Origin of the sequence: Devosia sp. (assembly GCF_017307565.1) — a bacterium.
Classification (GTDB): Bacteria; Pseudomonadota; Alphaproteobacteria; order Rhizobiales; family Devosiaceae; genus Devosia.
On sequence record NZ_JAFKHD010000329.1, the window covers coordinates 1 to 25,622 of the forward strand.

General features: G+C 62.6%; 22 protein-coding genes. 6 read left to right on the top strand and 16 right to left on the bottom strand.

The genetic code is table 11. The features are described from left to right. Nucleotides 1-220: 220 nt before the first annotated feature. Nucleotides 221-604: a RidA family protein gene (locus J0I64_RS11855; protein WP_291408405.1), complete on the bottom strand. Its 384-nt coding sequence runs from the start codon at nucleotides 602-604 to the stop codon at nucleotides 221-223. Between the two features lie 197 nt (nucleotides 605-801). Here J0I64_RS11855 and J0I64_RS11860 point away from each other — a divergent pair, with 197 nt between their 5' ends. After that, complete coding sequence (locus J0I64_RS11860) at nucleotides 802-2,259, top strand: M81 family metallopeptidase (RefSeq protein ID WP_291408407.1); 1,458 nt, start codon at nucleotides 802-804, stop codon at nucleotides 2,257-2,259. A gap of 185 nt (nucleotides 2,260-2,444) precedes the next feature. Here J0I64_RS11860 and nudI read toward each other — a convergent pair whose 3' ends face one another. The 8 genes from nudI to J0I64_RS11900 form a co-directional block, all read right to left on the bottom strand. Continuing rightward, complete coding sequence (gene nudI / locus J0I64_RS11865) at nucleotides 2,445-2,876, bottom strand: nucleoside triphosphatase NudI (protein WP_291408409.1); 432 nt, start codon at nucleotides 2,874-2,876, stop codon at nucleotides 2,445-2,447. 100 nt (nucleotides 2,877-2,976) lie between these two features. Further along, nucleotides 2,977-4,989 (bottom strand): beta-N-acetylhexosaminidase, encoded by a 2,013-nt coding sequence (locus J0I64_RS11870; protein ID WP_291408411.1) that lies wholly within the window; start codon nucleotides 4,987-4,989, stop codon nucleotides 2,977-2,979. A gap of 114 nt (nucleotides 4,990-5,103) precedes the next feature. Beyond that, entirely contained in the window at nucleotides 5,104-5,970 is an 867-nt protein-coding gene (locus tag J0I64_RS11875; protein ID WP_291408413.1) for a MurR/RpiR family transcriptional regulator, read from the bottom strand. Nucleotides 5,971-6,002: 32 nt separating this feature from the next. Further along, a complete protein-coding gene (gene ugpC / locus J0I64_RS11880; protein ID WP_291408415.1) occupies nucleotides 6,003-7,079 on the bottom strand; it encodes a sn-glycerol-3-phosphate ABC transporter ATP-binding protein UgpC in 1,077 nt (358 codons plus the stop codon). A gap of 92 nt (nucleotides 7,080-7,171) precedes the next feature. Then, nucleotides 7,172-8,374 carry an extracellular solute-binding protein gene (locus J0I64_RS11885; RefSeq protein WP_291408444.1) on the bottom strand — a complete coding sequence of 401 codons (1,203 nt, stop codon included), beginning with the start codon at nucleotides 8,372-8,374 and terminating at the stop codon, nucleotides 7,172-7,174. A 61-nt stretch (nucleotides 8,375-8,435) separates the two neighbouring features. Further along, nucleotides 8,436-9,278, bottom strand: a complete 843-nt coding sequence (locus tag J0I64_RS11890; protein WP_291408446.1) for a carbohydrate ABC transporter permease — start codon at nucleotides 9,276-9,278, stop codon at nucleotides 8,436-8,438. A gap of 119 nt (nucleotides 9,279-9,397) precedes the next feature. Next, nucleotides 9,398-10,285, bottom strand: coding sequence for a carbohydrate ABC transporter permease (locus tag J0I64_RS11895; protein WP_291408416.1), 888 nt, complete (start codon nucleotides 10,283-10,285; stop codon nucleotides 9,398-9,400). Between the two features lie 13 nt (nucleotides 10,286-10,298). Next, nucleotides 10,299-11,453: a Gfo/Idh/MocA family oxidoreductase gene (locus J0I64_RS11900; protein WP_291408419.1), complete on the bottom strand. Its 1,155-nt coding sequence runs from the start codon at nucleotides 11,451-11,453 to the stop codon at nucleotides 10,299-10,301. A 372-nt stretch (nucleotides 11,454-11,825) separates the two neighbouring features. On the opposite strand from J0I64_RS11900, the gene J0I64_RS11905 reads away from it, so the two are divergent. The 5 genes from J0I64_RS11905 to J0I64_RS11925 all read left to right on the top strand — a co-directional run bounded on the left by J0I64_RS11905 (nucleotide 11,826) and on the right by J0I64_RS11925 (nucleotide 16,828). Next, nucleotides 11,826-12,320, top strand: coding sequence for a hypothetical protein (locus tag J0I64_RS11905; protein WP_291408421.1), 495 nt, complete (start codon nucleotides 11,826-11,828; stop codon nucleotides 12,318-12,320). Between the two features lie 237 nt (nucleotides 12,321-12,557). After that, nucleotides 12,558-13,745, top strand: a complete 1,188-nt coding sequence (locus tag J0I64_RS11910; RefSeq protein WP_291408423.1) for an MFS transporter — start codon at nucleotides 12,558-12,560, stop codon at nucleotides 13,743-13,745. Next, nucleotides 13,745-15,178 carry a M81 family metallopeptidase gene (locus tag J0I64_RS11915; protein WP_291408425.1) on the top strand — a complete coding sequence of 478 codons (1,434 nt, stop codon included), beginning with the start codon at nucleotides 13,745-13,747 and terminating at the stop codon, nucleotides 15,176-15,178. Before J0I64_RS11910 ends, J0I64_RS11915 begins: the two co-directional genes overlap by 1 nt. Nucleotides 15,179-15,299: 121 nt before the next feature. Next, nucleotides 15,300-16,067, top strand: coding sequence for a DeoR/GlpR family DNA-binding transcription regulator (locus J0I64_RS11920; RefSeq protein ID WP_291408427.1), 768 nt, complete (start codon nucleotides 15,300-15,302; stop codon nucleotides 16,065-16,067). Between the two features lie 17 nt (nucleotides 16,068-16,084). After that, complete coding sequence (locus tag J0I64_RS11925; RefSeq protein ID WP_291408429.1) at nucleotides 16,085-16,828, top strand: fumarylacetoacetate hydrolase family protein; 744 nt, start codon at nucleotides 16,085-16,087, stop codon at nucleotides 16,826-16,828. Nucleotides 16,829-16,860: 32 nt separating this feature from the next. Here J0I64_RS11925 and J0I64_RS11930 read toward each other — a convergent pair whose 3' ends face one another. From J0I64_RS11930 to J0I64_RS11960, 7 genes are all read right to left on the bottom strand, one after another. Next, nucleotides 16,861-18,591: a hypothetical protein gene (locus J0I64_RS11930; protein ID WP_291408431.1), complete on the bottom strand. Its 1,731-nt coding sequence runs from the start codon at nucleotides 18,589-18,591 to the stop codon at nucleotides 16,861-16,863. Beyond that, nucleotides 18,588-19,706, bottom strand: a complete 1,119-nt coding sequence (locus J0I64_RS11935; RefSeq protein ID WP_291408433.1) for a chemotaxis response regulator protein-glutamate methylesterase — start codon at nucleotides 19,704-19,706, stop codon at nucleotides 18,588-18,590. The genes J0I64_RS11930 and J0I64_RS11935 overlap by 4 nt, the downstream gene beginning before the upstream one ends. A 13-nt stretch (nucleotides 19,707-19,719) precedes the next feature. After that, nucleotides 19,720-20,574, bottom strand: a complete 855-nt coding sequence (locus J0I64_RS11940) for a CheR family methyltransferase (protein WP_291408447.1) — start codon at nucleotides 20,572-20,574, stop codon at nucleotides 19,720-19,722. 78 nt (nucleotides 20,575-20,652) lie between these two features. Next, nucleotides 20,653-21,072 carry a chemotaxis protein CheW gene (locus tag J0I64_RS11945; RefSeq protein WP_291408435.1) on the bottom strand — a complete coding sequence of 140 codons (420 nt, stop codon included), beginning with the start codon at nucleotides 21,070-21,072 and terminating at the stop codon, nucleotides 20,653-20,655. Nucleotides 21,073-21,084: 12 nt separating this feature from the next. Then, the gene (locus J0I64_RS11950) at nucleotides 21,085-22,881 is read right to left on the bottom strand and encodes a methyl-accepting chemotaxis protein (RefSeq protein ID WP_291408437.1); all 1,797 of its coding nucleotides are present in this window, start codon (nucleotides 22,879-22,881) and stop codon (nucleotides 21,085-21,087) included. Nucleotides 22,882-22,995: 114 nt separating this feature from the next. Beyond that, nucleotides 22,996-25,317, bottom strand: coding sequence for a methyl-accepting chemotaxis protein (locus J0I64_RS11955; protein ID WP_291408440.1), 2,322 nt, complete (start codon nucleotides 25,315-25,317; stop codon nucleotides 22,996-22,998). Between the two features lie 95 nt (nucleotides 25,318-25,412). Next, on the bottom strand, nucleotides 25,413-25,622 hold a 210-nt coding region (locus tag J0I64_RS11960), incomplete at its 5' end, for a hypothetical protein (protein WP_291408442.1).

Below are 25,622 nucleotides of genomic sequence, written 5' to 3' on the forward strand. Positions count from 1 at the left end.
TGATGAGCGCAGTCTTTCCGTCGAGGCGAAAGGGATTTTCTGACACTTTTGTTCCTCCAGCGTGCGGGTAATCCGGCACTAGGTTGTGTGGACAGTTGAGTCAGAGCGAGCCGAAAATGCCGGTTTTCGAGAACCGGAGCGGAGCGTACATCAGTACGTGAGCACCGGAAGCGGAGAAAATTGGCGTTTGCAGGCCGCTATGGCCAACTGGGCGCACGACCTAAGGCCCCTTATACGCCACGCAGTCGATCTCGACCTTGCAATCGACCATCATGCGGCTCTGCACGCAGGCACGGGCCGGCGGATGCTCGCCAAAATAGCTCTTGTAGACGCCGTTAAAGCTCCAGAAATCCCGCGGGTCATCGAGCCACACGCCGACGCGCACGATATGCTCCGGCCCATAGCCGGCCTCTTCCAAAATCGCGAGCACGTTCTTGATCGTCAGATGCGTCTCGTCGACGATCCCGCCCTTGACGATCTCGCCATCCTTCATGGCCACCTGGCCCGAAACATAGAGCCAGCCGCCGGCTTCCACGGCACGGGCGAAAGGCAGGTTCTGGCCACCGGCACCGGATTTTTCTGCGCCATAACGCTTGATGGGCATAGGGCTCTCCTCTGAGACAAAATGAAACTCAATTTCTCTTTTGGCCCAGAGCTGAGCTAAAAAACAGCCAAAACACCCCTTCTCCGACCTCCAGAATGTAAATTTCTTACGTGAACGACAGGGGGCGATATGCTAATGTCACAATCGGCGCCGGCTCCCGGCGCGTCCTTCATTGGTTCATTTGCTGGAAGTTTCTCGTGCGCGTTTTCACTGCGGCCCTCGCCACCGAGACCAATACCTTTTCCCCCATCGCCATCGACAAGCGCGCCTTTGAAGCTTCGCTGCATGTCGGCCCCGGCGAACATCCGGAAACCCCGACCCTTTGCACGGCCCCGATCACTGTCGGCCGTGAAGTCTGCGCCAGAGAAGGCTGGACCCTGATCGAAGGCAGCGCCTCATGGGCCGATCCCGCGGGGCTTGTCGCACGCGCCACTTATGAAGAACTGCGCGACGCCATCCTTGACCAGTTACGCGCCGCCCTGCCGGTTAATGCCGTGGTCATGGGTCTTCATGGCGCCATGGTTGCGCAGGGCTATGACGATCCAGAGGGGGACCTCCTCTCGCGCATTCGCGACATAGTCGGCCCCGACGTGCTCATCTCGGCCGAGCTCGACCCGCACAGCCACCTCACCGCCAAGCGCGCCGCGGCGGCCGATTTCTTCGTCTATTTCAAGGAATTCCCGCACACCGATTTCGTCGACCGCGCCCGGGATTTGTGGGACATTTCGGTTCGCGCCCTCAAGGGCGAGATCAAGCCGGTCATGTCGATCTTCGATTGCCGCATGATCGACGTCTTCCCGACCTCCAAGCAGCCGATGCGCGGTTTCGTCGACAATCTCATGGCGCTCGAAAAGTCCGAGCCGGGCCTGCTGTCGCTCTCCGTCGTCCACGGTTTTATGGCCGGCGACGTGCCTGAAATGGGCACCAAGCTCATCGCCATCACCGACAATGATGCAGCCAAGGGCGCCGCACTGGCCGAAAAACTCGGTCGCGAACTTTTTGCCATGCGCGGCACCTTCATGGTCGCCCAGGTCGATGAAAAGGTCGCCGTCGAGGCCGCGCTGAAAGCGGAAAAGGGTCCGGTCGTCATCGCCGACGTCTGGGACAATCCCGGCGGCGGCACGGCGGGCGACGCAACCGTGGTCCTTGCCGAGCTCATCGCCCGCGGCGCCACGGACGTTGCCGTCGGCACCATCTGGGATCCCATCGCGGTTCAGATCTGCTTTGCTGCCGGCGAAGGCGCTGAAATCCAGCTCCGCTTCGGCGCCAAGTCAGCGCCCGACACCGGCAGCCCCATCGATAAGCGCGTGACCGTAAAAAAACTCGTCCGCGACGCCGAAATGCGTTTCGGCGAGAGCTTCGCCCCGTTTGGTGACGCGGCCTGGATCAACTTCGACGGTATCGACGTGATCCTCAACTCAACCCGCGCCCAGAGCTTCGACCCGAGCCTTTATTCGGCATTGGGCATCGATCCAAAGTCGCGGAAAATCCTTCTTATTAAGTCGACCAACCATTTTTACGACTCGTTCTCGAAAATCGCCTCCGAGATCATCTACTGCTCGGCCGGCAAGCCCTACCCCAACCGCCCCGCCGAAACGAACTACCGCAAGGCCAGAAAGGATATCTGGCCGATGGTGGAGAACCCCTGGGGCTAGGCCGCCACCGGCCCCTCCCTCGCCCCTTGTGGGAGAGGGACAGATTTTCTGCGTTCAGCAGAAAATCAGGGTGAGGGGTATCTCTCCTCCGCAGAGGAGCGGGGGGTGAAATCCCATACCCATCATCCGCCCTTTGGGCACCTTCTCCACAAGAGGAGAAGGAAGAGTGCCGATGCCCCTCGCGCCTATTCCGGCAAAAAACCCTTCGCTGCGAACGTCACCTTTGTCGCCGGATTAAGATCATACCCGGCCAGCTCCTCCGGCCGCACCCAGGCGTATTCGTCGAACTCTTCGTTGATCACCACATCCCGGTTGCCCGCCTGGCAATCGAAGATCAGGTAGATCATGTAAATCTCTTCCGTCCGCCCATCGGCATAGGTTTTTATCCGCCGATCATCGCGAAAGCGGAATGGGGTCACTGTCTCGATCACCAGGCGATCACCAAGCTCCTCGCGGATTTCGCGGCGCAGGGCTTCTTCCATCGTCTCGCCCAGCTCCATGCCGCCGCCCGAGAGCGCCCATTGGCCCGGAAACACGCCGCGATCCATCGGCATGCGGCAGAGCAAAATCGCGCCATCATTCTCGATGATCGGACAGACTATGGTGCGCTGCTTCATGAAATCCCCCATTTCGCCGGAACGTGACATCAGATGCTAACAGTCTGTCAGCAAAAAGCCGCCGTTTGACAACGGCGGCTTCTCGTTTTTGCAGGCCTTGTTACTCGGCAGCCCAGTTGCCGTACATGATCGGCATCAGCCCGACCATGGACTTGAACCGGTCCCAGCTCTTGCGCTCGGGCAGCGTCCAGCCGGCCTCGGCAATGGCCGAAAGACGCGGGAAAACCAGGCGATCGAAAATGGCCCGATCGGTCATGCTCTCGGACCAGATGCAGCTCTGGATACCCAGAAGGTGCTTGAGCCCTTCTTCCGAGAAACCGGCGCGCGCTTCGAACTCATAAGTCTCCTGCGGACCCGACCACCCGGCCCAGCCGGCGCCCGGTTCGGCCCAGGAAATTCCGTTCGCCATATCAAGGTAGTAGCGCTGGCCGGGCGAAACGACGATGTCGAATCCCCTCTCGGCGAGCGCCGCGTTGATCTCCACATTGCGCCAGCCGATGACATAGGAGGTCTTCTTGTCGACAGCATCGCCATGCGCCGCTTCTTCCCAGCCGCCGGTGATGGCGCCCTTGGACGCAATGTACTTGTGCACGCGCTTGATGAACTCGGCCTGGATGATCGCCGTGGGCGAACCTTCAATCTCGTCGGCGCCGTGGTGATTGCCCAACTGATTGAATTGCTTGGCATGTTTCTCGCGCATCGCCGGGCCCGCGATCTTCTCGATCATGTCGAGCGCCAGCGGCGAACCGGACCACGCGGCCAGCGGCACTTCATCAGCGCCAAGGTGGAAAATACCCGCCGGGAACATTTCCAACACTTCGTCCACGACCGTCTCGACGAACTTATAGACCGGCTCGTGCGCGGGGTTGAGACTGTTGTTCGGGAACCCCTGAACCGACTGGTATTCACCCTGTTCATTGGGGTCGCGCAATTCCGGCAGGGCCTGCAGAGCTGCATAGAAGTGGCCGGGCATGTCGACTTCCGGGATCACCACAATGCCAAGGCTATCGGCAAGGGCGACGATCTGGCGGATGACCTGCTTGGAATAGAACCCACCCGTCGGCTGCGGCCCCGAACCCAGAAGCGGCGGCAGTGCCTTGCCGTGGCCGCGCCAGGCGGCGACTTCGGTCAGGGCCGGATAAGCATCGATCTCGATGCGCCAGGCCTCGTCTTCAGTAAGATGCCAGTGGAACTTGTTCATCTTGTTCCAGGCCATGATCTTGATGAGCTGGCTGACTTCGCCACCGGTATAGAACTGGCGCGCCACGTCGAGATGAGAACCACGGAACGCAAAGCCCGGCTCGTCCGCAATGACGCCGCCCGTCGGGAAGGTGAAGGTATGCGGATACTGCTTGGCGCCGCGCAGGATATGGCCGAGCGTGACCAGACCATAGAACATGCCCTGCCGCGTGCTGGCCGAAATGGTGGCGCTGTTTTCGGCAAAGGCCAGCTCATAGGCTTCCGCGCCCATGCCGAGTTTTTCGGTGATGTGCACCGGCATGCCGGCTTCCGACGCCGGACGCACCAGCGCTTCGACGGCAAAGAGATCATGCACGAGGCCCGCAAAGGCGGCGGCGGCGCGGTTGGCCGCTTCCCCCTGCGGCTGCAGGTCAAGCCCCGCCGGAGCAATGCGCTGGCCGGTCGTCGCAACCGACTTCGGCCAGGGAATGATCGAGTGCGGCACGGCGGCCTTGGCCGGCACCGGGAACCTTGCCGTGCCCTTCAAGAGCGGCGAATTGTGGCCCTTGCCTTGGGTCGGCTTGGTCGGAATGACGACCGTTTGGCCATTTTCGAGCACGACGTAGGCGGAGTTGGCGCCGTCGCTCCAGTGGCGCAGGCCATAGGAAAGGCCGCGCGCCGTCGAAGTCCAGGTCGCGCCTGGCTCGAGCACGTAGCCATCGGGCGGCGCGATCAGGGTGTGGCTGGAGCGGCGCTTCAGCAGCTTGCCGTTTTCGAGCGTCGCGTGCGGATCAACGCGAGCAGGACCGGAAAAGCCGAGCTGAAAATTTGAGACGGGCTCGTCGCCGATATTGGTCAGCTCCAGCCCGTAGCCAAGCGGTTCGCTGCCCGAGGCCGGGGTCCAGGTGGTCACGAGAGAAAATTTGGCAGTCATCGCGTCAGACTTTCAGTAGACCGCATCCTGAGCCTGTCGAAGGACGGGGTCGTGACAAATTTCGTGGCTGCAACCTCATGGTGCGACAAGCTCACCATTGGGTCCGGGATGGCTTTAGTCCCCGAGGGGCTGGGCGTCGTCGCCGTCACGCGTGACGACGAGCTGGTGCTTGATGCGGCGCATGCTGGCGATGGCCGAGGGGCCAAGACGGGTGGCGACGGTCTGGGCGAGCACGTCGACCGTGGCGAGGAAAGCGTAGCGACCGGGCGTCGGGCGCAGTATATCGGCGTTCTCGTGCCAGTTGACCGGCAGGAGAATGTCGGACTGGGCCGAGACCATCGAGCCCGAGCGCGTCGCGACAACGCGGGTCAGGCCATATTCCCCCGCAACCGTCAGGGTTTTCGCCAATTGAGCATTGTTGCCCGAAAGCGAGAAGGCAACGATCACGGTGCCCGCGGGCGCCGCGGCGACGCGCATCAGTTGCAGCTGATGGTCGTCGGTTGAAGCAACCTTGAGGCCGAGGCGGAAGAACCGGGTCTCGATCTCGCCGGCCATCATCGAGGAGGCGCCGCCCGAGCCGAAGGAGAGGATGAAGTTGGACTTGGCAACGCTCTCCGCCGCGCGTTCGACGGCAGCGAAATCGAGATGCTCGAAGGTCTCGTAGATGATCGACTGGATGCCGTTGACGACGCTCTGGGCAATTTCGCGCACCGAGGTCGGGCCGGCGGCCGGCGCAAAATAGCGCTGGCCGACAAAGCGGGACTGCGCCAGGCGCACCTTGAAATCGGCGTAGGAGTCGCAGCCGAGGCGCCGGCAGAAGCGCGTCACCGTGGGCGGGGACACGTCGGCCTGCGCCGCCAGGTCCACGATGCTCATTTTCAGCACCGAGTCGACATCGGCAAGGACGATGTCGGTCAGTGCCCGTTCGGAGCGCGTAAAGTCGTTCTTCTCGGTCTGCAACAGGCCGACAATATCGAGCATCTTCCGTCTCCCCGGCGGGCCCCAAGTGGCTGTTAGTAGACTGCCAGGCCCCTGGCGTCGAACAGGTGCACGTGTTCGATGGCAAAGCCAACGGTCAGTGCCTTGCCGTCTTCAATGCTCGGATCGCCATCGAAGAGGCCGATGAAGGGCTCACCACCGGGCAGCGTCGAATAGCTGATGGTGTGGATGCCCAGGTGCTCGACAATGTTCGGCGTGGTCTGAAGCGTAAACTCGCCCGAACCGAGCTGCATGTGTTCGGGGCGGATGCCCACGGTCACGTCCTGGCCGGCAACGGCGGTGCTGGTGCGCGGCAGCACCAGCGTTCCGAGCGAACCGAGGTCGATGGTGACCTTGGCGCCATCGGCGCTGCGCACCTTGCCGTTGATGAAGTTCATCTTCGGCGAACCGATAAAGCCGGCAACGAAGAGATTGTCGGGCTTGTGGTAAAGTTCGAGCGGCGAGCCGACCTGGCTGATTTCGCCGGCATTGAGCACGACGATCTTGTCGGCCATGGTCATGGCTTCGATCTGGTCGTGGGTCACATAGATCATGGTCGAGCCGAGGCGCTTGTGCAGCTCCATCAGTTCGATGCGCATTTCCGAGCGGAGCGCGGCGTCGAGGTTGGACAGCGGCTCGTCGAAAAGGAAAATCTTGGGCTGGCGCACGATGGCACGGCCGATGGCGACGCGCTGGCGCTGACCGCCGGACAACTGGCCGGGGCGGTGCTGCAGGCGGCTTTCGAGCTGGAGGACCTTGGCAGCGGCGCCGACGCGCTTGTCGACTTCGGCCTGCGGTAGTTTTTCAACGCGCAGCGGGAAGGCGATGTTCTCGTAGACGCTCATATGCGGGTAGAGCGCATAGGACTGGAACACCATGGCGATGCCGCGCTGCACGGGGGGAAGGTCGTTGACGACCTTGCCGCTGATCTCGATGTCACCGGCGGTGACGTCTTCGAGACCTGCGATCATGCGCAGCAGGGTGGATTTGCCGCAGCCCGAGGGGCCAACGAAAACCACGAACTCACCATCGGCGACCTCGAGGTCGATGCCCTTGATGATGCGCGCTTCGTTAAAGCTCTTTTCGAGTCGCTTGAGGCTGAGTTGCGACATGGTTCGCGTCTCCGGTCGGCGGGGCGGTTCCCGCGGGCAGGCATTCTGGGACTTTGGGTGCCGCCGCCCCGAAGGGCGGCGGCGGGGTCAGATTACTTGTACTGCTCGAGTTCGGCAGCGGCCTTTTCAAGGGCAGCCTGGGGCTCGGCAGCGCCGGTCACGACCGACTGGACCATTTCGATCATGGTGTTCTGCAGACCGATATAGTCGGTGAACAGCGGCTCGGGACCACCGAACTCGATACCGTCGAGGAACGGCTTCCAGTAGGGCTTTTCGGACAGCAGCGCAGAGGTCTGCGGTTCGAGCGGACGGAGCGGGGTCAGGCCCTGCGCCATTTCGGCAGCCCACTGGCGTTCGCCGGTGGTGATGTACTTGGCAAGGCTGGTGGCCTGCTCTTCAACGCCGGTGCCCTTGAAGATGGCGAGGGCGTCGGTGATCAGCAGGGTGCCGGGCCCCTTGGCATCAGGACCGAGCGGCAGGTTGGCAACGCCCCAGTTCATGCCAGCTTCCGTGCCGCGGATGGCGGCGCCGGGCGAGGCTTCGATCATGGCAACGCCACCGTCGAGCCAGATGGCGCGGACTTCGTTCTGTTCGTAAGCGGTCGGGCCTTCTTCGCCGTAGGGAACGATGTCCTTGAGGGCGGTGAGAGCAGCCAGAACCTGCGGCGAGTTCAGGGTGATGTTGCCTTCGGCATCGATCACCTGACCGTTGTTGGTGTAAACCCAGTGCAGGAACTGGTGCATGGTGTTGTCAAAGGTCTTGGCGACAACGCCGTAGCCGGCTGCATCGGTCTTTTCAGTGATCTGCTTGGCGAAAGCGATCTTTTCTTCCCAGGTCTTGGGCGGGGTTTCCGGGTCGAGGCCAGCGGCCGCGAACAGGTCCTTGTTCCAGAACAGGGCCTTGGTCGAGAAGGCAACCGGAACGCCCCACTGGGTGCCGTCGAAGGTCACGGTGTCGGGAACGTAGTTGTAGTAGCTGGCCTTTTCTTCGTCCGTCATCGGGACGGGAACGATGAGGTCGTTCTGGGCGAACTGCTTGAGGGTACGCGAACCGACATAAGCGAGCGACACCGGGGTACCGGCGGCAGCCAGGGTCGTCACCTTGTCCTGGCACTGGCCCCAGCCAACGATTTCCGGAACGACCTTGTAACCGGGATTGGCGGCTTCCCATTCGGCGAAGTATTCGGCATAGCCGGCGGTCAGCTCGTCGCCGCAGTTGATGAAGGAGATTTCCTTCACGTCCTGGGCGAAGGCGCCGGAGGTCGCGCTGGCGAGAGCCAGCATCGATACGGCCATCAAACCGATAGTCTTGTTCATTGTAGTCTCCCTTGAATTGGGTCCCCTCGGACCCTTCTCACTACTGCTTCACGGCCCCGGCGGTGAGGCCGGCGACGAGATAGCGCTGCAGGACCACGATCACGATCATGACCGGCAGGATTCCGACGAACGAGGCTGCCATCAATTCATTCCAGACCACTTCCTGCTTGCCGAAGAAGGCGAAGAGCCCGATCGGCAGCGGCATGAATTCGGTCTTGGAGTTGAAGGTCAGCGCGAAGATGAACTGTTGGGCATAGGCACCGATGAAGGTCATGATGGCGACCACGACGATGCCAGGCATGGCGAGCGGCAGGATGACGCGACGCAGGGTGTAGAGACGGCTGGCGCCATCGACCCAGGCGGCTTCGTCGAGCTCGCGGGGAATGCGCAGCATATAGGTGCGCAGCAGCCAGATCGAAGACGGGATGAGGAAGGCCGCACCCGGCACGATCATGGCGAAATAGGTGTTGAGCAGCCCCATGCTGCGCATCAGGCGGAAGAGCGGGATCAGGAGCACTGCGCCCGAGAACATGTTCACCGCAAGGAACATACCGAGCAGCATGCCCTGACCGCCAAAGCTGAAGCGGGCGAAGGAATAAGCCGCCGGCACCACGATGACGACGACGATGAGCGTCACCACCGAGGAGATGAAGAAGGAATTGAAGATGTGCATGCCCAGCATGGGAACCGAGGTCCACATGTTGACATAGGCATCGAACGACCAGGTCTTCGGAATGAAGCTGTAAGGGGTCGAGAACAGCTGCGCGAGCGGCTTTAGCGACACCAGGAAGCCTTCGATGAACGGCGCCAGCACGAAGAACAGGAACACTGCGATGCCGGCATAAAGCGCCAGGACCTCAAACCACTTGTAGCGGTCGATCATCGCCTTGGCGGACCGGGCTTTGGTCTTGACCTTGGCTTTGCTGATTTCGGCGACCGAGCTGGCGCTAGCGGCCAGGGGATTGGCACCGGCAGGCAGGGTTACCTTGGAGTCATGAAAGCTCATTTGGCTTCTCCCTGCTGGAGCTTGCGAACGGCACGGAAGTAGGCGAGGCAGAAGAGCGACACGAAGATACAGATCACCACGGCGCGGGCCGCGCCTTCGCCGTACTTACGGCTGCCCATAGCGGTCTTGTAGGTGTCGATGATCATGGTGGTGGTCGAGCCCGACGGACCACCCTGGGTCAGGATCCAGATGATGTCGAACGAGTTGAACGTGGCGATCAGCGACAGAAGGCTCATGGTGATGATCGCCGGGATCATCAGCGGCAGCGTGATGCGACGGAAGCGGTAGAAGCGGCCGGCGCCGTCGGTCCAGGCGGCCTCATAGAGGTCCTTCGGGATCGACTGCATGGCGGCGAGGAAATAGATGGTGACCATGGGCACGCCGATCCACACGTCGGTCACGACGGTCGCCCAGAAGGCGGTGTTGCCATAGGCGAGGAAGGCGATCGGCCCCTTGGTCAGGCCGAAATTCTGCAGCAGGCCCGAGATCATGCCGAACTGGCCGTTATACATCCAGCCCCACATGAAGATGCCGATGGCCATGGGAACGATCCAGGGCGGCATGGTGAGGATGCGGAAAACGGTCTGGCCGGGAATGGCGGCATTGAGCAGCACGGCGCCGGTCATGCCGATGACCATTTTCATCGAGACCGAGAAGAAGGTCCAGATGAAGGTCCTGAGGATCACGTCGGTAAAATTGCCCGCCGTGAAGATGCGCTGGTAGTTGGCCCAGCCGACGAAATCATAGTCGGGCTTGAGCGAGGCATTGGTGAAGGAGAGGATGAAGGTGTCGACCAGCGGATAGGCGACGATGGTCAGAATATAGAGAAGTGCCGGAGCCAGAAGGGCCAGGGCGAAGAGGGTGGCGCCACGCGTACTGGTCATCGGCTTATCTCCTTCAGACCCGTCGCCCAAGGGCAGCATCGAAACGCTGCCAGATCGGGGTCATGTCGACGACGGACTTGTTGCGCATGGCCTCGTCCATGGAGAGAGCGAGGAGGCCCGCCTCGAGGGCATCGACGACCGAAACCGGCAGCGGCGCGCCATCAACGAGGTGTTTGAGAATATCTTCGGCCATCTGCTCGTCGGCGCCATAGTGACTCGAGAGCGAGCTGACTTCATAGGTCTTGTCTTCGAGACGGTCCGAAGTGCGGCTGTCGGTGACCTTGAAGTAATTGCGCACGAAGTCGCCTTCGGCCATGCCCTTGGCGCCGATCACGGCAAAGCGCCGGAAATCGTCAGCCACGTTGAGATTGGTGTGGAAGGTCAGCGCGGCGCCGTTTTCGTACTGCACGAGGGCGGTCTGGAAGTCGATGATGTCGCCATCGCTGTCAAAGACCTTGTCCGTACCCATCCAGCCCGAAGGCTTGCGGTGGTAGACTTCCAGGTCGTTGATACCGGCAACCTGCGGCGCGTTTTCCGGCACGAAGCTGCGGCGCCCGCCGAAGCTTGCGACATAGCGCGGGCGGCAGCCCATGACGCCATTATAGAGATCGAGGTCGTGGCAGCACTTTTCGAGCATGAAGCTGCCCGAATATTTGCCGTAGCGGCGCCAGTCGCGCATGAAGAACGCGCCGTGATAGGGCGGAATGGTTTCCGAGGCTTCGATCGAGGCAATATTGCCCAGTTTGCCTTCGGCCTGAGCCTTGCGCAGGTCGACATAGAGCGGTGCGTAACGCAGTACCAGGCCCACCATGACATTGTCCGAGCCGTATTTGCCGATGAGTTCGGCAACGGCCATCGTGTCTTCGATGGAGGTAACAACCGGCTTTTCGGCAAAGATCTTCATGCCGCGCTCAAGTCCGATACGGATGTGCTCGAGGTGCATGTGATTGGGCGAACCGACCATCAGCAGGTCGAGATTGCCATTGTCGATCAGCGCTTCGAGGCTGTCATATTGCTGGCCGACGGAAACGCCGTGCTCTTTCGTATAGGGGAGGCCAGCGGGGGCAGGATCGACATAACCGACGATCTCGAAATCACTCCGGGCAGCAGTAAAAACCCGCGCCAGATAAGCCAAGCGATAGCCAAGGCCGATAATGCCTACCCGCATATTCCCTGTACCCTATTTTCCGCCAATCTCTTCCGGATTAGTCGGCGTTTCTGTAAACGATTTTCAAGACTAGGCGCCTTTATGACACAATGTCAACACAGATTCCGAGCCTTGACAATACCAATTTAAGCCACCCTGAAAAGACGCCTCTTTGCACGGCACTTCGCCGCATTTCTAGGCGTTTAGCAGCCGATTGTCGGAAGAATCGATGTGGACAAGACCTGTGAAAGCGCGCAGCATGTCGCAATTGGTATCCATGTGGCCTCTTTCTGGGAGATCACTGTAGATGACATGCCTGAAAATTTCATACAGAGTGCATCGCGCGACCCACAATGAGGAGAGGGTCGCCCGAGAGACCCGAAAGACCCCATAATGAGCCTTTCCACCAATCCGTTTCCCAACGATCCCGACCGCTCCGACATCTGGACCATGCTGGTGCCGCGAGATATCGCCGCCTATTTGGCTGCCGACTGGTCCATGGTCGCAGGCGATTTCGTCGTCGATGATTTCGTGGGCATCAACGGCAACAAGAACGACAATCCGGACGGCTGGACCATCAGCTTTCCTACCCTCGAAAACTATCGCGACGAGTGGCTGCGTCAGGCCCATGAAGGCCAGAAGCAGTCCTATGCCGAGGACGTCGAGGCGGGCATTCACCGCGCCACGAGCCTGACCGAAATCGAGATCAGCGGCGACCGCGCCATCGCGCACAAGAAGTTCAACGGCGAAATCAAGCTCACCGATGGCGGTGTCGATCGCCTCAACTGGCAGACCCTCTATTTCTGCCGCAAGGTTGCGGGCCAGTGGAAGCTGACGGGGTTTGTGGGTTACCTGCCTTACCCCATGGGCTCGCCAGCGTCCCGCTAGGGCAGATCGCTCCGGTGGAGCGATTTGAGGCGGCGAGGCCATGAGCGCTATGCGCGAATGGCGGGGTGCCAGCCGCAATCGCAGATCTGCCTCCCTCCTCCTTGTGGGGAGGGATTGAGGGTGGGAGGCGGTAAACTCCACTGCTACCGCCCCACCCCTACCCTCCCCATAATGGGGAGGGAGAACCGCATCGTGGCTCGCCGGGGCTGAGCCGGCACGAACACATTGAGCAGGCCCATGTCCTTCCTCTCCCCCCAGCGCCTGACCATGCTGGTCTTCTTCCTCCAGCCGATTGCCTTCGGTTCCTGGCTGCCGCGCATTCCGGAAATCCAGGCCGGGCTTGGCCTCGGCCCCGCCGCCCTCGCCCTTGCACTTCTCGGCATGCCCTGCGGCACGCTCATCACCCTGCCCTTTGCCGGCCCGCTGGTGGCGAAGATCGGGGCGCGCAGCGCTATCATCTGGGGCTTTGTGTTTTACACCATCGCTGCGAGCCTGCCGGTGCTGGCGCCGCACCCGATCCTCTTGTTCATCGCGCTGATGTTCGCGGGCTCCGCCATTTCCTTCGTCGAACTCGGGCTTAACGTGCAAGCCGACCTCGTGGAAAAATCGAGCGGCAAGCTGATCATGAACACCTCCCATGGCTGCTGGTCGCTCGGCATCATGGTGGGCAGCCTCATCGGTTCCGGCTTTGCCGCCATCGGCGTCATCCCCCAGATCGCCGTGCCGCTCCTTGCCGTGCTGGTCCTGCCCGTCGCCATGGCCACAGGCTATGCCCTGCCAAAACTTCATGACACCCCGGCCGAAGGCCAGGCACAAAAGTCCGCCTGGTCGCTGCCGAGCCCGGCGCTGATCGGCATCTGCCTCTTCGTCTTCGGCATCACCATGACCGAAGGCGCCATGGCCGACTGGTCAGCCATCTTCCTCCGCGATGCGCTCTCCGCAGAAGGTGGCCTCGTCGGCCTCGGCTATTCGTTCTTTGCCTTCATGGTCGCGGCGGGCCGGTTTGGCGGCGACACGCTGAAGCGCACCTTTGGCGCGGTGAACACCGCCCGTCTCTGCGGCGCGCTGGCGGTTCTGGGCGGCATCACGCTCTACTTTGCCCCCGGTGTGGAGCTGGCACTGGTTGGCTTCGGCATTATCGGGGTCGGCGTTTCCGTCGGCTTCCCGCTCGCCGTCACTGCCGCCGCCGGCATCGGCGATCGCGCCGCCTCGGCCAATGTCGCCGTGCTGTCTTTCGTCGCGCTCACCGGCTTCCTCATCGGGCCGCCGCTGATCGGCTTTGTCGCCGAACATTCGGGTATCCGCTTTGGCATTGCCTGCGTCGTACCCTTCCTGCTGCTGAGCCTACTGCTCACCGGACGCCTGACGCCACGCCCGGTCAAAACCAATCACAATCCTGAAGCCGAAGTTCCTGGAGTGCTCTGATGCGCATTGCCGTTGCTGGCCTGCATACCGAATGCAGCACCTATAACCCCGTCATCGCCCGCGAGGCCGATTTTCGCGTGCTGCGCGGGCCGAGCATGCTCAAGGATCAATACTTTGATTTCCTGACGCATTTCCCGGCCGAGTTCATCACGATCCTGCATGCCCGCGCCATTGCCGGCGGCCCGGTTGAACAGGCGCTCTACCAGAAATGGAAAGCCGAAATCCTGGCCGGCATCAAGGCCGCCATGCCGCTCGATGGCGTCTACCTGCCCATGCACGGCGCCATGTTCGTCGAAGGCATGTTCGACGCCGAAGGCGATTTCATTGCCTCGGTGCGCGAACTCGTCGGCCCCGATGTAATCATTGCTGCCAGTTATGATCTTCATGGCAATGTCAGCCAGAAAATCGTCGATGGCCTCGACATCTTCTCGACCTATCGCACCGCGCCCCACATCGACACGCCCGACACCATGCGCCGCGCCGTGACCATGCTGGTACGGGCCCTGCGCACCGGCGTGCGCCCCAAACTCGCCTGGATCCCCGTTCCCGTGCTGCTGCCCGGCGAGCGCACCTCCACCCAGGACGAGCCGGCGAGGAGCTTTTACACCCAGCTCCACGAGGTCGAAGAACCGACCGGCATCTGGGATGCGTCCTTCCAGGTCGGCTATGTCTGGGCCGACGAACCCCGCTCCACCGCCTGCGCCGTCGTCACCGGCACCGACAAGGCGGCAATGGAAAAGGCCGCCAAAACGCTGGCCCAGAACTATTGGGACATCCGCGAGCAATTCGTCTTCGGCATGGAAACCGGCTCCATCGAAGAGTGCGTCGACCGCGCCATTGCCAGCAAGACCGGTCCGGTCGTGCTCGCCGAATCCGGCGACAATCCAACCGGCGGCGGCGTCGGCGATCGTGCCGAAGTGCTGGCGGCGCTAATTGCCCGCAATGCCCAGGGCGTGGTCTTTGCCGGTATCGCCGACAAGGCTGCAACGGAAGCCGCCTATGCCTCCGGCGTCGGCGCCACCGTGTCGCTCCATATCGGGGCGAGCCTTGATCCCTCCTCGACCCCGGTCGATACCAAGGCGGAAGTTGTCTTCCTCCTCGAGCATGACAATCCGCTTTTCCGCGAAGCGGTCGTGCGCATCGGTGGCATCGACCTCGTCCTCACCGTCCGTCGCCGCCCCTTCCACAATATCGCTGATTTCACCAAGCTCGGCCTTGATCCGCGAACGGCAAAGATCGTGGCGGTAAAATCGGGCTATCTCTCCCCTGAACTCGGCCCCATCGCCAATCCCGGCATCATGGCCCTGTCACCCGGCGTCGTGGATCAGTTCGTCGAACGCACGGTGCGCAACCACACGCCGCGCCCGAGTTTTCCGTTCGAGCGGGATTTTGCGTTTGTGCCGACGCTGAAGTGGTCGGCTCTGGCCAAGTAGTTCCGCGCCCGCCGTCCCCACCTCCCCCATCAAGGGGGAGGTGGGGGGAGCCCCGCACTTGAACCACCCTTCCCCTGCCCCCCACTTTCGTTTACTCACGAACCGAAAGCGGCAGGCTCCCATGAATCCCCAGATGCGACAGGCTCAGATCGTCGAACTCGCCCGGAAAAAGGGCGGGGTCACGGTGGAGCAACTGGTCGAAGCCTTCGACGTCACCCCCCAGACCATCCGCAAGGACCTCAATCTCCTCTGCGACCGGGGCGCCCTTCGCCGCACCCATGGCGGGGCCATGCACCCCTCGGGCGTCGAGAATGTCGAATATGAAGCGCGTCGCCAGATCGCGACCGACGAGAAGCACGCCATCGGCCGCGCCGCCGCCGCGCTGATCCCCGACAACGCCTCGCTCTTCATCAATATCGGCACCACCACCGAGGCCGTCAGCCAGGCCCTGGCCGAGCATCGCGGCCTCATGGTCATCACCAACAATATCAATGTCGCCAATCGCCTGCGCGTCGCCCCGTCCATGGAAGTGGTGATCGCTGGCGGCGTCGTGCGCTCGTCCGATGGCGGCATCGTCGGCGAGGCGGCGGTCGATTTCATCCGCCAGTTCAAGGTCGATTTCGCCGTGATCGGGGTTTCCGCCATCGATGCCGATGGCGCGCTCCTCGATTTCGATTTTCGCGAGGTGAAGGTCGCGCAGGCCATCATCGCCAATGCCCGCCACGTCATCCTCGTCTCGGATTCTAGCAAGTTTTCGCGCACCGCCCCGGTGCGTATCGGCCACCTTTCGCAGGCCCACACGTTCATTACCGATCACTGCCCCCATGATTCCATCCGCCGGCTTTGCGCCGAGGCGGGGATCACGCTGATCGAAACCGCTTCTCCCTAACCGAAACAGGATTCAAGATGACCGTTAGCCAAGAGAGCCTGGCAAAGGCGCTGATATCGGCCCATGACGGCGGCCCGCTGGTCGGCCCGGTCGATGCCGCTGACATTCCCGCGGATATGGCCGCGGTCTATGCGCTGCAGGACCGGATCATGGCCGGCATCGGCCCCAATGGCGGCTGGAAGATCGTTGCCGGTGGCCAGGGCGAACCGCTCTGCTCGCCCATTCCGGCCAATCGCTACTTCTCCAATGGCGCGACGCTCGATGCCAAGATCCATCGCCACTTCTTGGCCGAGGTCGAAGTCGCCGTGCTGCTCGGCGCCGACCTCTTCGACACGCCCAACCGCTTCGAGGTCGAGGCTGCCATCGCTTCAGTGAACCCTGTGCTCGAAATGGTCGCCAATCCGTTCGTCGATCGCGATGCCACCCCGCGCAACCTGCAGCTCGGTGACCTCCAGAGCAATGGCGCCGTGGTCGTCGGCCCGGCCGTCTCCAACGACATTCGTGCCGCCCTGCCGACCCTCGACGTGTCGCTGAGCTACGATGGCAAGACGGTTAAGGATGTCGGCACCGGCGCCTCCTGGGACGACATCATTGCCGCCCTCGTCTGGCTGGCTCCCCATGCCGAAAAGCGCGGCATGCCGCTCAAGGCCGGGCATACCATCATCACCGGCGCCCGCATTGCCGAACCCCTGCGCGAGGCCGGCCTTGTCGAAGGGCGCCTCGGCGACTGGGGCAAGGTTTCGGCCCACTGCACCTACTAAGAAAAAGGCCCGCTCCGGCGGGCCTTTTTGCTTCAGAACATCAGCGCTTCGAGATCCATATCGTCGGCGGGCTCTTCCACCGCCGACGCGCTGGGCGCACCGAACAGACGGTTGTGAATCTGCCGCTCGGCCTCCATCGTATAGGTCTTGCGCAGGCGCTCCAGCACCGGCGTCAGCTCTTCTGCCAGCGGATTGGGCATGGCATCGGCGGAGAGCCCGGCGATCTGGAGGGCAATGTCGTCCATGCTCTCGGCCAGTCGTGACTGACCATCAATGCCGCGCGCTGCCGCCTGTAGAAGCGCAATGACCTTGGGGCCATCGACATTGAGGCTCGCCATGGCAGCCGAAAGTCCCTCGTCGAGACTGGTCAGCAGCGTCATGGCGTGGTTAGCCTGCTGTTCGAGCCGGCCGATCTGGCCCGCATTGTCGCCGCCCGCCGCCGCGCCAAAGGCTCCTGCCAGTGCCGAAGCCTCGTCGAGCCGGGTCATGGCCGCTTCTGCCGCCACCACGGTTTCCGTCGTCAGTTCGCGCAATTGCGAGGCGATCACCGTCAGTGAAGCGCCGCGCGGGCCGAGCTGGGCGCAGCGCACCGCTGCATTGAGCGAGACGAGCCGCATATTGGCTTCGATGTCCTGCACCGCCGCAACATGCCCCAAAAGCACCGAAACGGTCTGCTGCACGGCGGCAGCCACGGCTTCAAGCTTGCTGCGCTCCATTTCGCAGTCGCGCAGAATTTCCGTCGCGGTGCGCAGCTGCGCGCTCAGCACGGTCAGGGCAGAGGCCTCCTCGGCGCCGTCACCATAAAGGTTGCGGCTGCGCGTCATGATGGTGCCGGCATCGCTTGCCAGCGCCTGGAGGGCCTGCTCCGCCTCCCCGACTTCGCCGGCAAAGTCGCTGGCTGTCGCCCGCAATTGTTCCTGCTCGAGAAGGCTCAGCGCCGTCACCGCTTCCCCGCCCACGGCCTCATCAAGGCTCATGCCGTCGACCGGCTTGCCGCCGACGATATCGGCGAGACAATCAAGCCCCGCCTCGACGTGTTCGAGCCGCTGACGCGTGGAGTCGCCCACCTGCAGGGCCATGACGGCGCTGCCGATCCGTCCCACGATCTGACGCGAAACGCGGCCGGTTTCAGCCGAGCCTTCGACTGCCGACTGGCGCTGCCGATCGAGCGCATCGAGCGTTTCGTCGAGCGATTGCGCCAATTCGGAAAGCGTATGGGCATGGGCTGTGTCGAACCGGTCGCGCTGGCTGGCGGCTTGGCCGACCTCGGTCACCAATTGGCGATAAACCTGGCTGAACTCATGGATGGTCGACCGCGCCGAATCCGACAGGGTCGAGATATCGGTCGTGAACACCTCAAAATCGTCGCTGTCCCCGACAATGCCGGCCGCGGTGACGCGGGCATTGATCGAGACGATGCCGATCATTTTCACCGTGCGGCGCAGTTCGCCGATCGGGCCATTGGCGGCTGCCACCACTTCGACGAGACGGGTAAGGTCGGCCTTTTCCTTGGCAAAGTCCGCAGTCAGCTCCAGCGCCTTGCGCGCCACGGCCCGCAGCTGGCTGCTCGATTCACTGACTTCCTCACCCTGTAGCGCCGCTGGCAGCGCCTCGAACTGGCGCGTCAGCTTGTTGAGCATGGCCGCGCCTTCCGACAGCCGCGAGCCGACGGAGACAAAGGCCTCCTCGATCTCCTGGCGCGGTTTGGCGAGCGCCGAAGAAAGCGCGGAAATATCCCTGGCTTGGGGCTTGTTATTGGTCATGCCATGCCTCCCGTTGTTCTTGGGGCGTTGCGCCCGAAATTGACGATCTCGGTCGCCATGCGCGAAAGCGGCAGCACACGGCCGGCGGCCCCGCGCTGAATGGCTTCCTTCGGCATGCCGAAAACGACGCTGCTTTCTTCGTCCTGCGCCACGGTCGGGCTACCCATCTGGCGCATTTCGAGAAGACCACGCGCTCCATCGTCGCCCATGCCGGTGAGCAGCATGCCGAGCGCATTGCGGCCGGCGGCCTGCGCGGTCGAGCGGAACAGCACGTCGACCGAGGGCCGGTGCCGCGACACATGCGGGCCTTCGACGATCTTGACCGTATAGCGCGAGCCGTTGCGCACGAGCTGCATATGCACATTGCCCGGCGCGATCAGCGCCCGGCCAGCCAGCACCAGGTCGCCGTCCTCGGCTTCCTTGACCTCGATGGCGCAGGTGGAATCGAGTCGGCGGGCAAAGGCGCCGGTGAATTTTTCCGGCATGTGCTGGACGATGAGAATAGCCGGGCTACTTGCCGGCAATTCCTCCAGCACCTCGCGCAGGGCCTCGGTGCCGCCGGTCGACGCCCCGATCGCAATGATGGGTTCGGTCACCGGCATACGGGCAATCAGGCTATCCCGGCGCGTATCGGAAATGGGTGGAAGCACGGCGTCGGCCGTCAGCTTTGCTTCCACCTTGAGTTCCGGCGCAGCCTTCTTGAGGCCCTTCAATTTCGCATGCGCGGCGGCCTTCGCGGCGTCGCAGATGCGCATGCGCGACTCTTGCAGGAACTGAGCCGTGTCGATGCGCGGCTTGGTCACCACATCGACCGCGCCCGCCTCGAGGCACTGCATCAGCGTATCGGAGCCCGCCTGCGCCACGCCCGAACAGATGACGACCGGAATCGGCCGTTGCGACATGATCTTCCTCAGGAAGGTCAGGCCATCCATGCGCGGCATTTCGACATCGAGAAAGATCACGTCGGGCACTTCATGCCGGATCTTTTCGACCGCCACATAGGGGTCGGCCGCCGTCGCCATGACTTCGAGGTCAGGGTCGGCGGCGATGATTTCGCTCAGCGTGGTCCGGACCGAAGCGCTGTCATCAACGATCAGCACGCGGATCTTACTCATGACTATTCAGCTCTCACACGCGCTGGAAGACGGCAGGGGCAACCTGCCGGACGGGGATCGACGTGCCGATCATGGACTCGGAATGACCAAGAAGTAGATAACCGCCGGGCCGCAAATGCCCGACAAGCCGGTTGATCACCTTGGCCTGGTCGGCCTTGTCGAAATAGATCAGCACATTCCTCAAGAGGATGATGTCGACATCCCGGTCGAAGGGATATTTCTCGTCCATCAGGTTGAGCCGGTGAAACTGCACCAGGCGCCGCAGCTCGGGCACGATGCGCACATCGGGCCGGATGCCGGCCTTGCGCGACCACATCAGATACTTTGCCTGCATCGACTGCGGCACGGGCACGATCTGCTCGGCCGGATAGACGGCGCGCATGCCCTGGTCGAGCACGTCGGTCGAAATATCGGTGCCGAGGATCGAGAAGCGGAAATTTCGCGTTTCGCGAACCATGTCGGCCAAAACCATGGCGCAGGTGAAGGCCTCGGCCCCGGTCGAGGACGCCGCGCTCCAGATCTTGAGCATCGGATTGCGCTCGCTGCCCCGGGCGTCGAGCAGTTCGGGCACCATCTTCGAGCGCATGAGCTCGAAATGCTCGGGCTCGCGGAAAAAGTCCGTCTTGTTGGTGGTCACCACGTTGATGAGATAGGGCAGCTCGGCCTTGAGCCCATCATGACGGAAGATATGGTCGCAATAAGCGTCGAAGGTCGGGATTTGCAGGGCCCGCAGGCGACGGCGCAGCCGGCCTTCTACCATCAGGCGCTTGGCCGGTGGCAGGCGGATACCCGCTTCGCTACCGATCAGGGTAGCGATCTTGGCGAAATCGGCATGGCTGAGGTGATCCTCGCCATCGGGTTCAATGATTTGGGCACGCGATACCAGAGCCACTATAATCTCCAATAGGGGAGAGGGCTCGCGCCACAGGGCGCGAGCCGATCAGGTTCAGGCGGCCGAGAGGGCCCCTGCCCCCTCGCCCAGCAGTTTGTCGAGATCGAGCACGGTGACGAAGGCGCCATTGCGCCGGCCGATCCCCTCGATGCAGTGGTTCTGCCAGCGGGCATTGACCGCGGGCGCCGGATCGAGCTTGTCGCTGTCGAGCACCGTCACCTCGAAGACGCGGTCGGCCCGCAGGCCCAGCGTCACCGGGCCGGAGATGCTGTTGACGCTGAGAACGACGATGCGCGTCGTTTCCGTGTCGGCAGCAGGCTCCATGCCCAGGGTCAGCCGCAGGTCCAGCACCGGCACGCCCTGACCGCGCACATCGATGATGCCGAGAAAATTCTCCGGCGCCCGCGGCATCACGGGAGCGGCGAAGAGTTCCTCCGCCACGCCCAGGGTTACATATTGATTGTGGTCGGCCATGAAGCCCTCCTGCTAAGCCGAAATACGGGTGAAGCCAGCATCGATCTCGTCCGAACCGGCATCGAGCGACAGATCGAAACCGCCGGAACTGGGCTTGGCCCGGGCGACCGGCTTGGTCATGTGGGGAACCGCCGCCAGCACGGCACTCTTGAGATCGCGTTTGGCGGGCTTGGACGCCACCATGGCGGTCGAGGCCCCAGGGGCGCTGAGACGGAAATAGCTGATCGCAGCCTGGAGCTGTTCGGACTGGCTCGCCAGCTCTTCCGCCGTCGAGGACATTTCCTCGGCTGCCGAGGTGTTCTGCTGGGTCACCTTGTCGAGCTGCTGGATCGCGGTGTTGATCTGGGCGGCACCAGCATTCTGCTCGCGGCTGCCAGCGGAGATTTCTTCCACCAGTTCTGCCGTGCGCTGGATATCGGGCACGAGCTTACCGAGCATTTCGCCCGCCGATTGGGCCGCCTTAACCGTCGTGCCCGACAAAGTCGAGATTTCAGCAGCAGCCGCCTGCGAGCGTTCGGCAAGCTTGCGCACTTCCGAGGCGACGACCGCAAAGCCACGACCATGCTCGCCGGCTCGCGCCGCTTCCACGGCCGCGTTAAGGGCCAGAAGATCGGTCTGGCGGGCAATTTCCTGCACGACCATGATCTTCTGAGCGATGGTTTCCATCGCCGTGACCGCGTTGTTCACTGCTTCGCCCGAGGCGATGGCGTCGGCAGCGGACTGGCGCGCAATCCTTTCGGTCTGGGACGCATTGTCGGCCGATTGCTTGATGGTCGCAGCCATTTCTTCCATCGAGGCGGACGCCTCTTCGGTCGATGACGCCTGTTCGGTCGCCCCCTGGCTCAGTTGCTCTGCCGTTGCCGACATTTCCTGGGCGCCGGCTGACACGTTGTTGGCCGAAGAGATCGCATCGGCGATCACATCGCGCAGTTTTTCGACCATGCGCTCGAGCGCGATACCCAGCGTGTCTTTGTCCGACAGGCGCTTGGGTTCGACGGTCAGGTCGCCGCCGGCGATCTGATCGGCCACCTGCGCGGTCGTGCGCAGATTTTCGGTCATGCGGTTGACGGTCTCGACCACATCGCGGATTTCATCGTTGCTGGTGATCTTGATGCTCTGATCGAGATCACCGATGGCCACTGCGTCGATGGCGTGCTTGATGCTCGCAAGCCCCTTGGCGACACCCATGGCGATCCAGACCGCAGCGCCCAATGCGAAGAGCACGGCGAGCGCGGAGATGATGATGGTCAGGGTCGAGGTTGCTGCATACTGCTCGTTGGTGCGGTGATCGGCCTCGTCAAGAATGGTCTCGGCGCGCGCGATCAGCTGCTTGATGGCTTCATCCATTTCAACGATTACGGCGCGCGACTCCCCGGCCGAGAGCTGGTTCGCGGCGGCCATGTTGCCGGCTTCGATAAGGCTCACCAGACGGTCGCTGATGGAGTCGAAGCGCTTGCCGATCTCGCCGGCCGTGCGCCAAAGGTCCTTGGCCTCTTCCGGCGCGGAGGCTTCGCCCGTCGTCTGGGCGCTCCAGAAGGTGTCGCGCACGGTCTTCATCTTGGCGACATAGCCCTGGATTTCCGAGGGGCTGACGGCGAGCAGCATGTTCTTCTGCTGACGGACGCTGTCGAGGGTCGCAATCTGCAGGCCCTGGGCGAGTTTTAGGCGCTCGACGGGACCATGAATGACTTCGGTGATTTCATCGTTGATACGACCCAGATTCAGCATGCCGAATGTAGAAACGCCGATCATCATGACGATGAGGAGGCCGAAAGCGGCAGCGAGTTTGAGCTTTATGGTTAGGCGCATTTGGTTGATCCAAGAGGGACGACAAAAAAGTTTTGACGCTAGGCTCGCCGCAAGTGGGGCGCGTACGATTTTCCCTCGACGCGCCGCAGAGTGCGGCGCGTCAGCTTGGTCAGATCAGGCGGCGCCAGCGCGGGAGAACTCGCTGTCGAGTTCATCCGCTGCACCATCAAGCTCGAGATCAAAACCTCCCATATTGGCCTTGGCGCGGCCCTTCTGTGCGGTCATGTGCGGCGCCGCGGCGGTTACGGCGGCGCGAAGGTCGCGCTTGGCCGCAGGCCGACGGGGCGTCACTGTTGCGGCCGAAGCCGCATTGGCGTTGAGCCGGAAGTAGCTGATCGCTGCCTGCAACTGTTCGGACTGGGTCGCCAGCTCTTCAGCCGTCGAGGACATTTCCTCGGCTGCCGAGGTGTTCTGCTGGGTCACCTTGTCGAGCTGCTGAATGGCAGTGTTGATCTGGGCCGCCCCGGCATTCTGCTCACGGCTGCCGGCGGAGATTTCTTCCACCAGTTCTGCCGTGCGCTGAATGTCGGGCACGAGTTTGTTGAGCATCTCGCCGGCCGATTGTGCCGCCTTCACCGTTGTGCCGGAGAGGGTCGAGATTTCGGCGGCGGCGGCCTGAGACCGCTCGGCGAGTTTTCTGACCTCGGAAGCCACGACCGCAAAGCCGCGACCATGTTCACCGGCGCGGGCCGCTTCCACGGCCGCGTTGAGGGCCAGAAGATCGGTCTGGCGGGCGATTTCCTGCACCACCATGATCTTCTGAGCGATGGTTTCCATGGCCGTGACGGCATTGGAGACCGCTTCGCCCGAGGCGATCGCGTCGGCAGCAGACTGGCGGGCGATCTTTTCGGTCTGGCTGGCATTGTCGGCCGACTGCTTGATGGTCGCAGCCATTTCTTCCATCGAGGCGGACGCCTCTTCGGTGGACGAGGCCTGTTCGGTCGCGCCCTGGCTCAACTGCTCCGCCGTTGCGGACATTTCCTGGGCCCCGGCCGAGACATTGTTGGCCGAAGCGATGGCGTCGGAGATCACGTCGCGCAGCTTTTCAACCATCTGCTCGAGAGCGATGCCCAGCGTGTCCTTGTCCGACAGGCGGCGCGGCTCGACGGTGAGATCGCCACCGGCGATCTTCTCGGCCACCTGGGCCGAAGCGCTGAGCCCCTCGACCATGCGCTGCATGGCCTGGCCGAGTACGTCCTTGTCCGAAAGCACGGTCGGCTTGGCGCTGAGGTCGCCATAGGCCACCTGATCGACCACGGCGGCCGAGGCGCGCAGGTTGTCGGTCATGACGTTGACCGTATCGACGAGGTCCTTGATCTCGTCATCGCTCTTGATCTCGACGCGCTGATCGAGGTCGCCTATGGCGACGCCATTGACCACCTGCTTGACCCGGTTGAGGCCACGGCTGATGCCCAGCACGATCCAGGTTGCGGCAAGGCCGGCAATGATGGCCGAACCAATGAGCAGGCCGATCAGCACCATCATGCTGTTTTGATAGGTCGTGTTGGCCTCGGCTGCCGAATTGGCAAGCATGGTGCGGGTGGTGTCGACCATGCCCTGCAGGTCGTCATTGGTGATGTCGCGCAGTTCCGCTGCGTGATCGGCAGCCTTCATCGCGGCGAGGTCGCCGCGGGCCATGCTGGCTTCGACCGCCTTGTCCATGGCAGCGACCATGGCCTCGTAGGCAGCTTCGGCATTGGACACGAGGCCAGCCTCGGCCGAGGTCACGGCACGACGCAGGTTCGGCATATTGGTTGCGATTGCGGCGATGCCGTCGACATAGTCGGCGTGCCACTTGTCCTGCAGTTCGGGATCATCGGAGGCGAGCAGCACGTTGCGCTGCTGGCGGAAAATATCGGTCATGGTGAGAAGCATGTCCGAGGTGCGCTGATAGGCCGGGAAGGCCGACAGGTCGCCGCTTTCGACACGAACGGCCAGCGCGGTCTTGAGCGCGGCCATGGTCTCTTCGACCCGGCCGAGGGTTGCACTGCCTTCCGAGCGGCTGATGGCGAGCGCCGTCACGTCGCTGTTGATGCGACCGAGGTCCTGTGCCTCGTTGATCGCGGCCTGAAAGGCTCGAACCTTGGTCTCAAAGCCGTCGATGGTCGCGAGGTTGGTCTGGTCGGTGACATTGGCGCGTAGTGCGGCAATGCTGGCGATCAGCTCATCGCCGTCTTCGGCGATGCCGCTGACATAGCCGTCGATAGCGGCCTGGTCATCGGTCAGGATGAGGGCACGAATGCGCGACCCCATGCTTTCCAGATTTACCTGCATGCCGGTAATGTTCAGCGCATTTGCCGTGCGCACGTTGACGATATTGTTCAGCGAGTCATTGAGCTGACCCAGATTCTGGATGGCAAGCACCATGCTGCCGGCAGATAGGGCCACCACTACCGCGAATGTCGCGGCAAGCTTGGCCTTGATGGTAAAACGCATACTAGATTGCCCCTTCTAGGCAGTAGGATAGACGTCGCCTTCAGCGATCGAAGACGGATGCCGCGAGGCCGCGACATCCAGGAGCGTGTTAGGGATCAGGCGACGCCGCGACGCGCGAACTCGCTGTCGAGGTCGTCCCGGCCTTCGTCGAGGTCGAGGTCGAAACCGCCGGTATTGGTTTTGGGCTTGGCCGAGGCCTTGCTCATGTGCGGAGCCGACGCCATCACCGCCGAGCGCAGGTCACGCTTGCTGGCCTTGGCAGATGGCGCGGTATGCAGAGCAGCAGCAGCCTTGGCGTCGAGACG

Coding starts and splice junctions, on each gene's coding strand:
- J0I64_RS11955 (WP_291408440.1), bottom strand. CDS start 25,317: ATGCGTTTTACCATCAAGGCCAAGCTTGCCGCGACATTCGCGGTAGTG.
- J0I64_RS11900 (WP_291408419.1), bottom strand. CDS start 11,453: ATGCGGGTAGGCATTATCGGCCTTGGCTATCGCTTGGCTTATCTGGCG.
- J0I64_RS11945 (WP_291408435.1), bottom strand. CDS start 21,072: ATGGCCGACCACAATCAATATGTAACCCTGGGCGTGGCGGAGGAACTC.
- J0I64_RS11895 (WP_291408416.1), bottom strand. CDS start 10,285: ATGACCAGTACGCGTGGCGCCACCCTCTTCGCCCTGGCCCTTCTGGCT.
- nudI (WP_291408409.1), bottom strand. CDS start 2,876: ATGAAGCAGCGCACCATAGTCTGTCCGATCATCGAGAATGATGGCGCG.
- J0I64_RS11870 (WP_291408411.1), bottom strand. CDS start 4,989: ATGACTGCCAAATTTTCTCTCGTGACCACCTGGACCCCGGCCTCGGGC.
- J0I64_RS11925 (WP_291408429.1), top strand. CDS start 16,085: ATGACCGTTAGCCAAGAGAGCCTGGCAAAGGCGCTGATATCGGCCCAT.
- J0I64_RS11935 (WP_291408433.1), bottom strand. CDS start 19,706: ATGAGTAAGATCCGCGTGCTGATCGTTGATGACAGCGCTTCGGTCCGG.
- J0I64_RS11885 (WP_291408444.1), bottom strand. CDS start 8,374: ATGGCCGTATCGATGCTGGCTCTCGCCAGCGCGACCTCCGGCGCCTTC.
- J0I64_RS11905 (WP_291408421.1), top strand. CDS start 11,826: ATGAGCCTTTCCACCAATCCGTTTCCCAACGATCCCGACCGCTCCGAC.
- J0I64_RS11875 (WP_291408413.1), bottom strand. CDS start 5,970: ATGCTCGATATTGTCGGCCTGTTGCAGACCGAGAAGAACGACTTTACG.
- J0I64_RS11930 (WP_291408431.1), bottom strand. CDS start 18,591: ATGACCAATAACAAGCCCCAAGCCAGGGATATTTCCGCGCTTTCTTCG.
- J0I64_RS11910 (WP_291408423.1), top strand. CDS start 12,558: ATGTCCTTCCTCTCCCCCCAGCGCCTGACCATGCTGGTCTTCTTCCTC.
- J0I64_RS11890 (WP_291408446.1), bottom strand. CDS start 9,278: ATGATCGACCGCTACAAGTGGTTTGAGGTCCTGGCGCTTTATGCCGGC.
- ugpC (WP_291408415.1), bottom strand. CDS start 7,079: ATGTCGCAACTCAGCCTCAAGCGACTCGAAAAGAGCTTTAACGAAGCG.
- J0I64_RS11920 (WP_291408427.1), top strand. CDS start 15,300: ATGAATCCCCAGATGCGACAGGCTCAGATCGTCGAACTCGCCCGGAAA.
- J0I64_RS11855 (WP_291408405.1), bottom strand. CDS start 604: ATGCCCATCAAGCGTTATGGCGCAGAAAAATCCGGTGCCGGTGGCCAG.
- J0I64_RS11915 (WP_291408425.1), top strand. CDS start 13,745: ATGCGCATTGCCGTTGCTGGCCTGCATACCGAATGCAGCACCTATAAC.
- J0I64_RS11950 (WP_291408437.1), bottom strand. CDS start 22,881: ATGCGCCTAACCATAAAGCTCAAACTCGCTGCCGCTTTCGGCCTCCTC.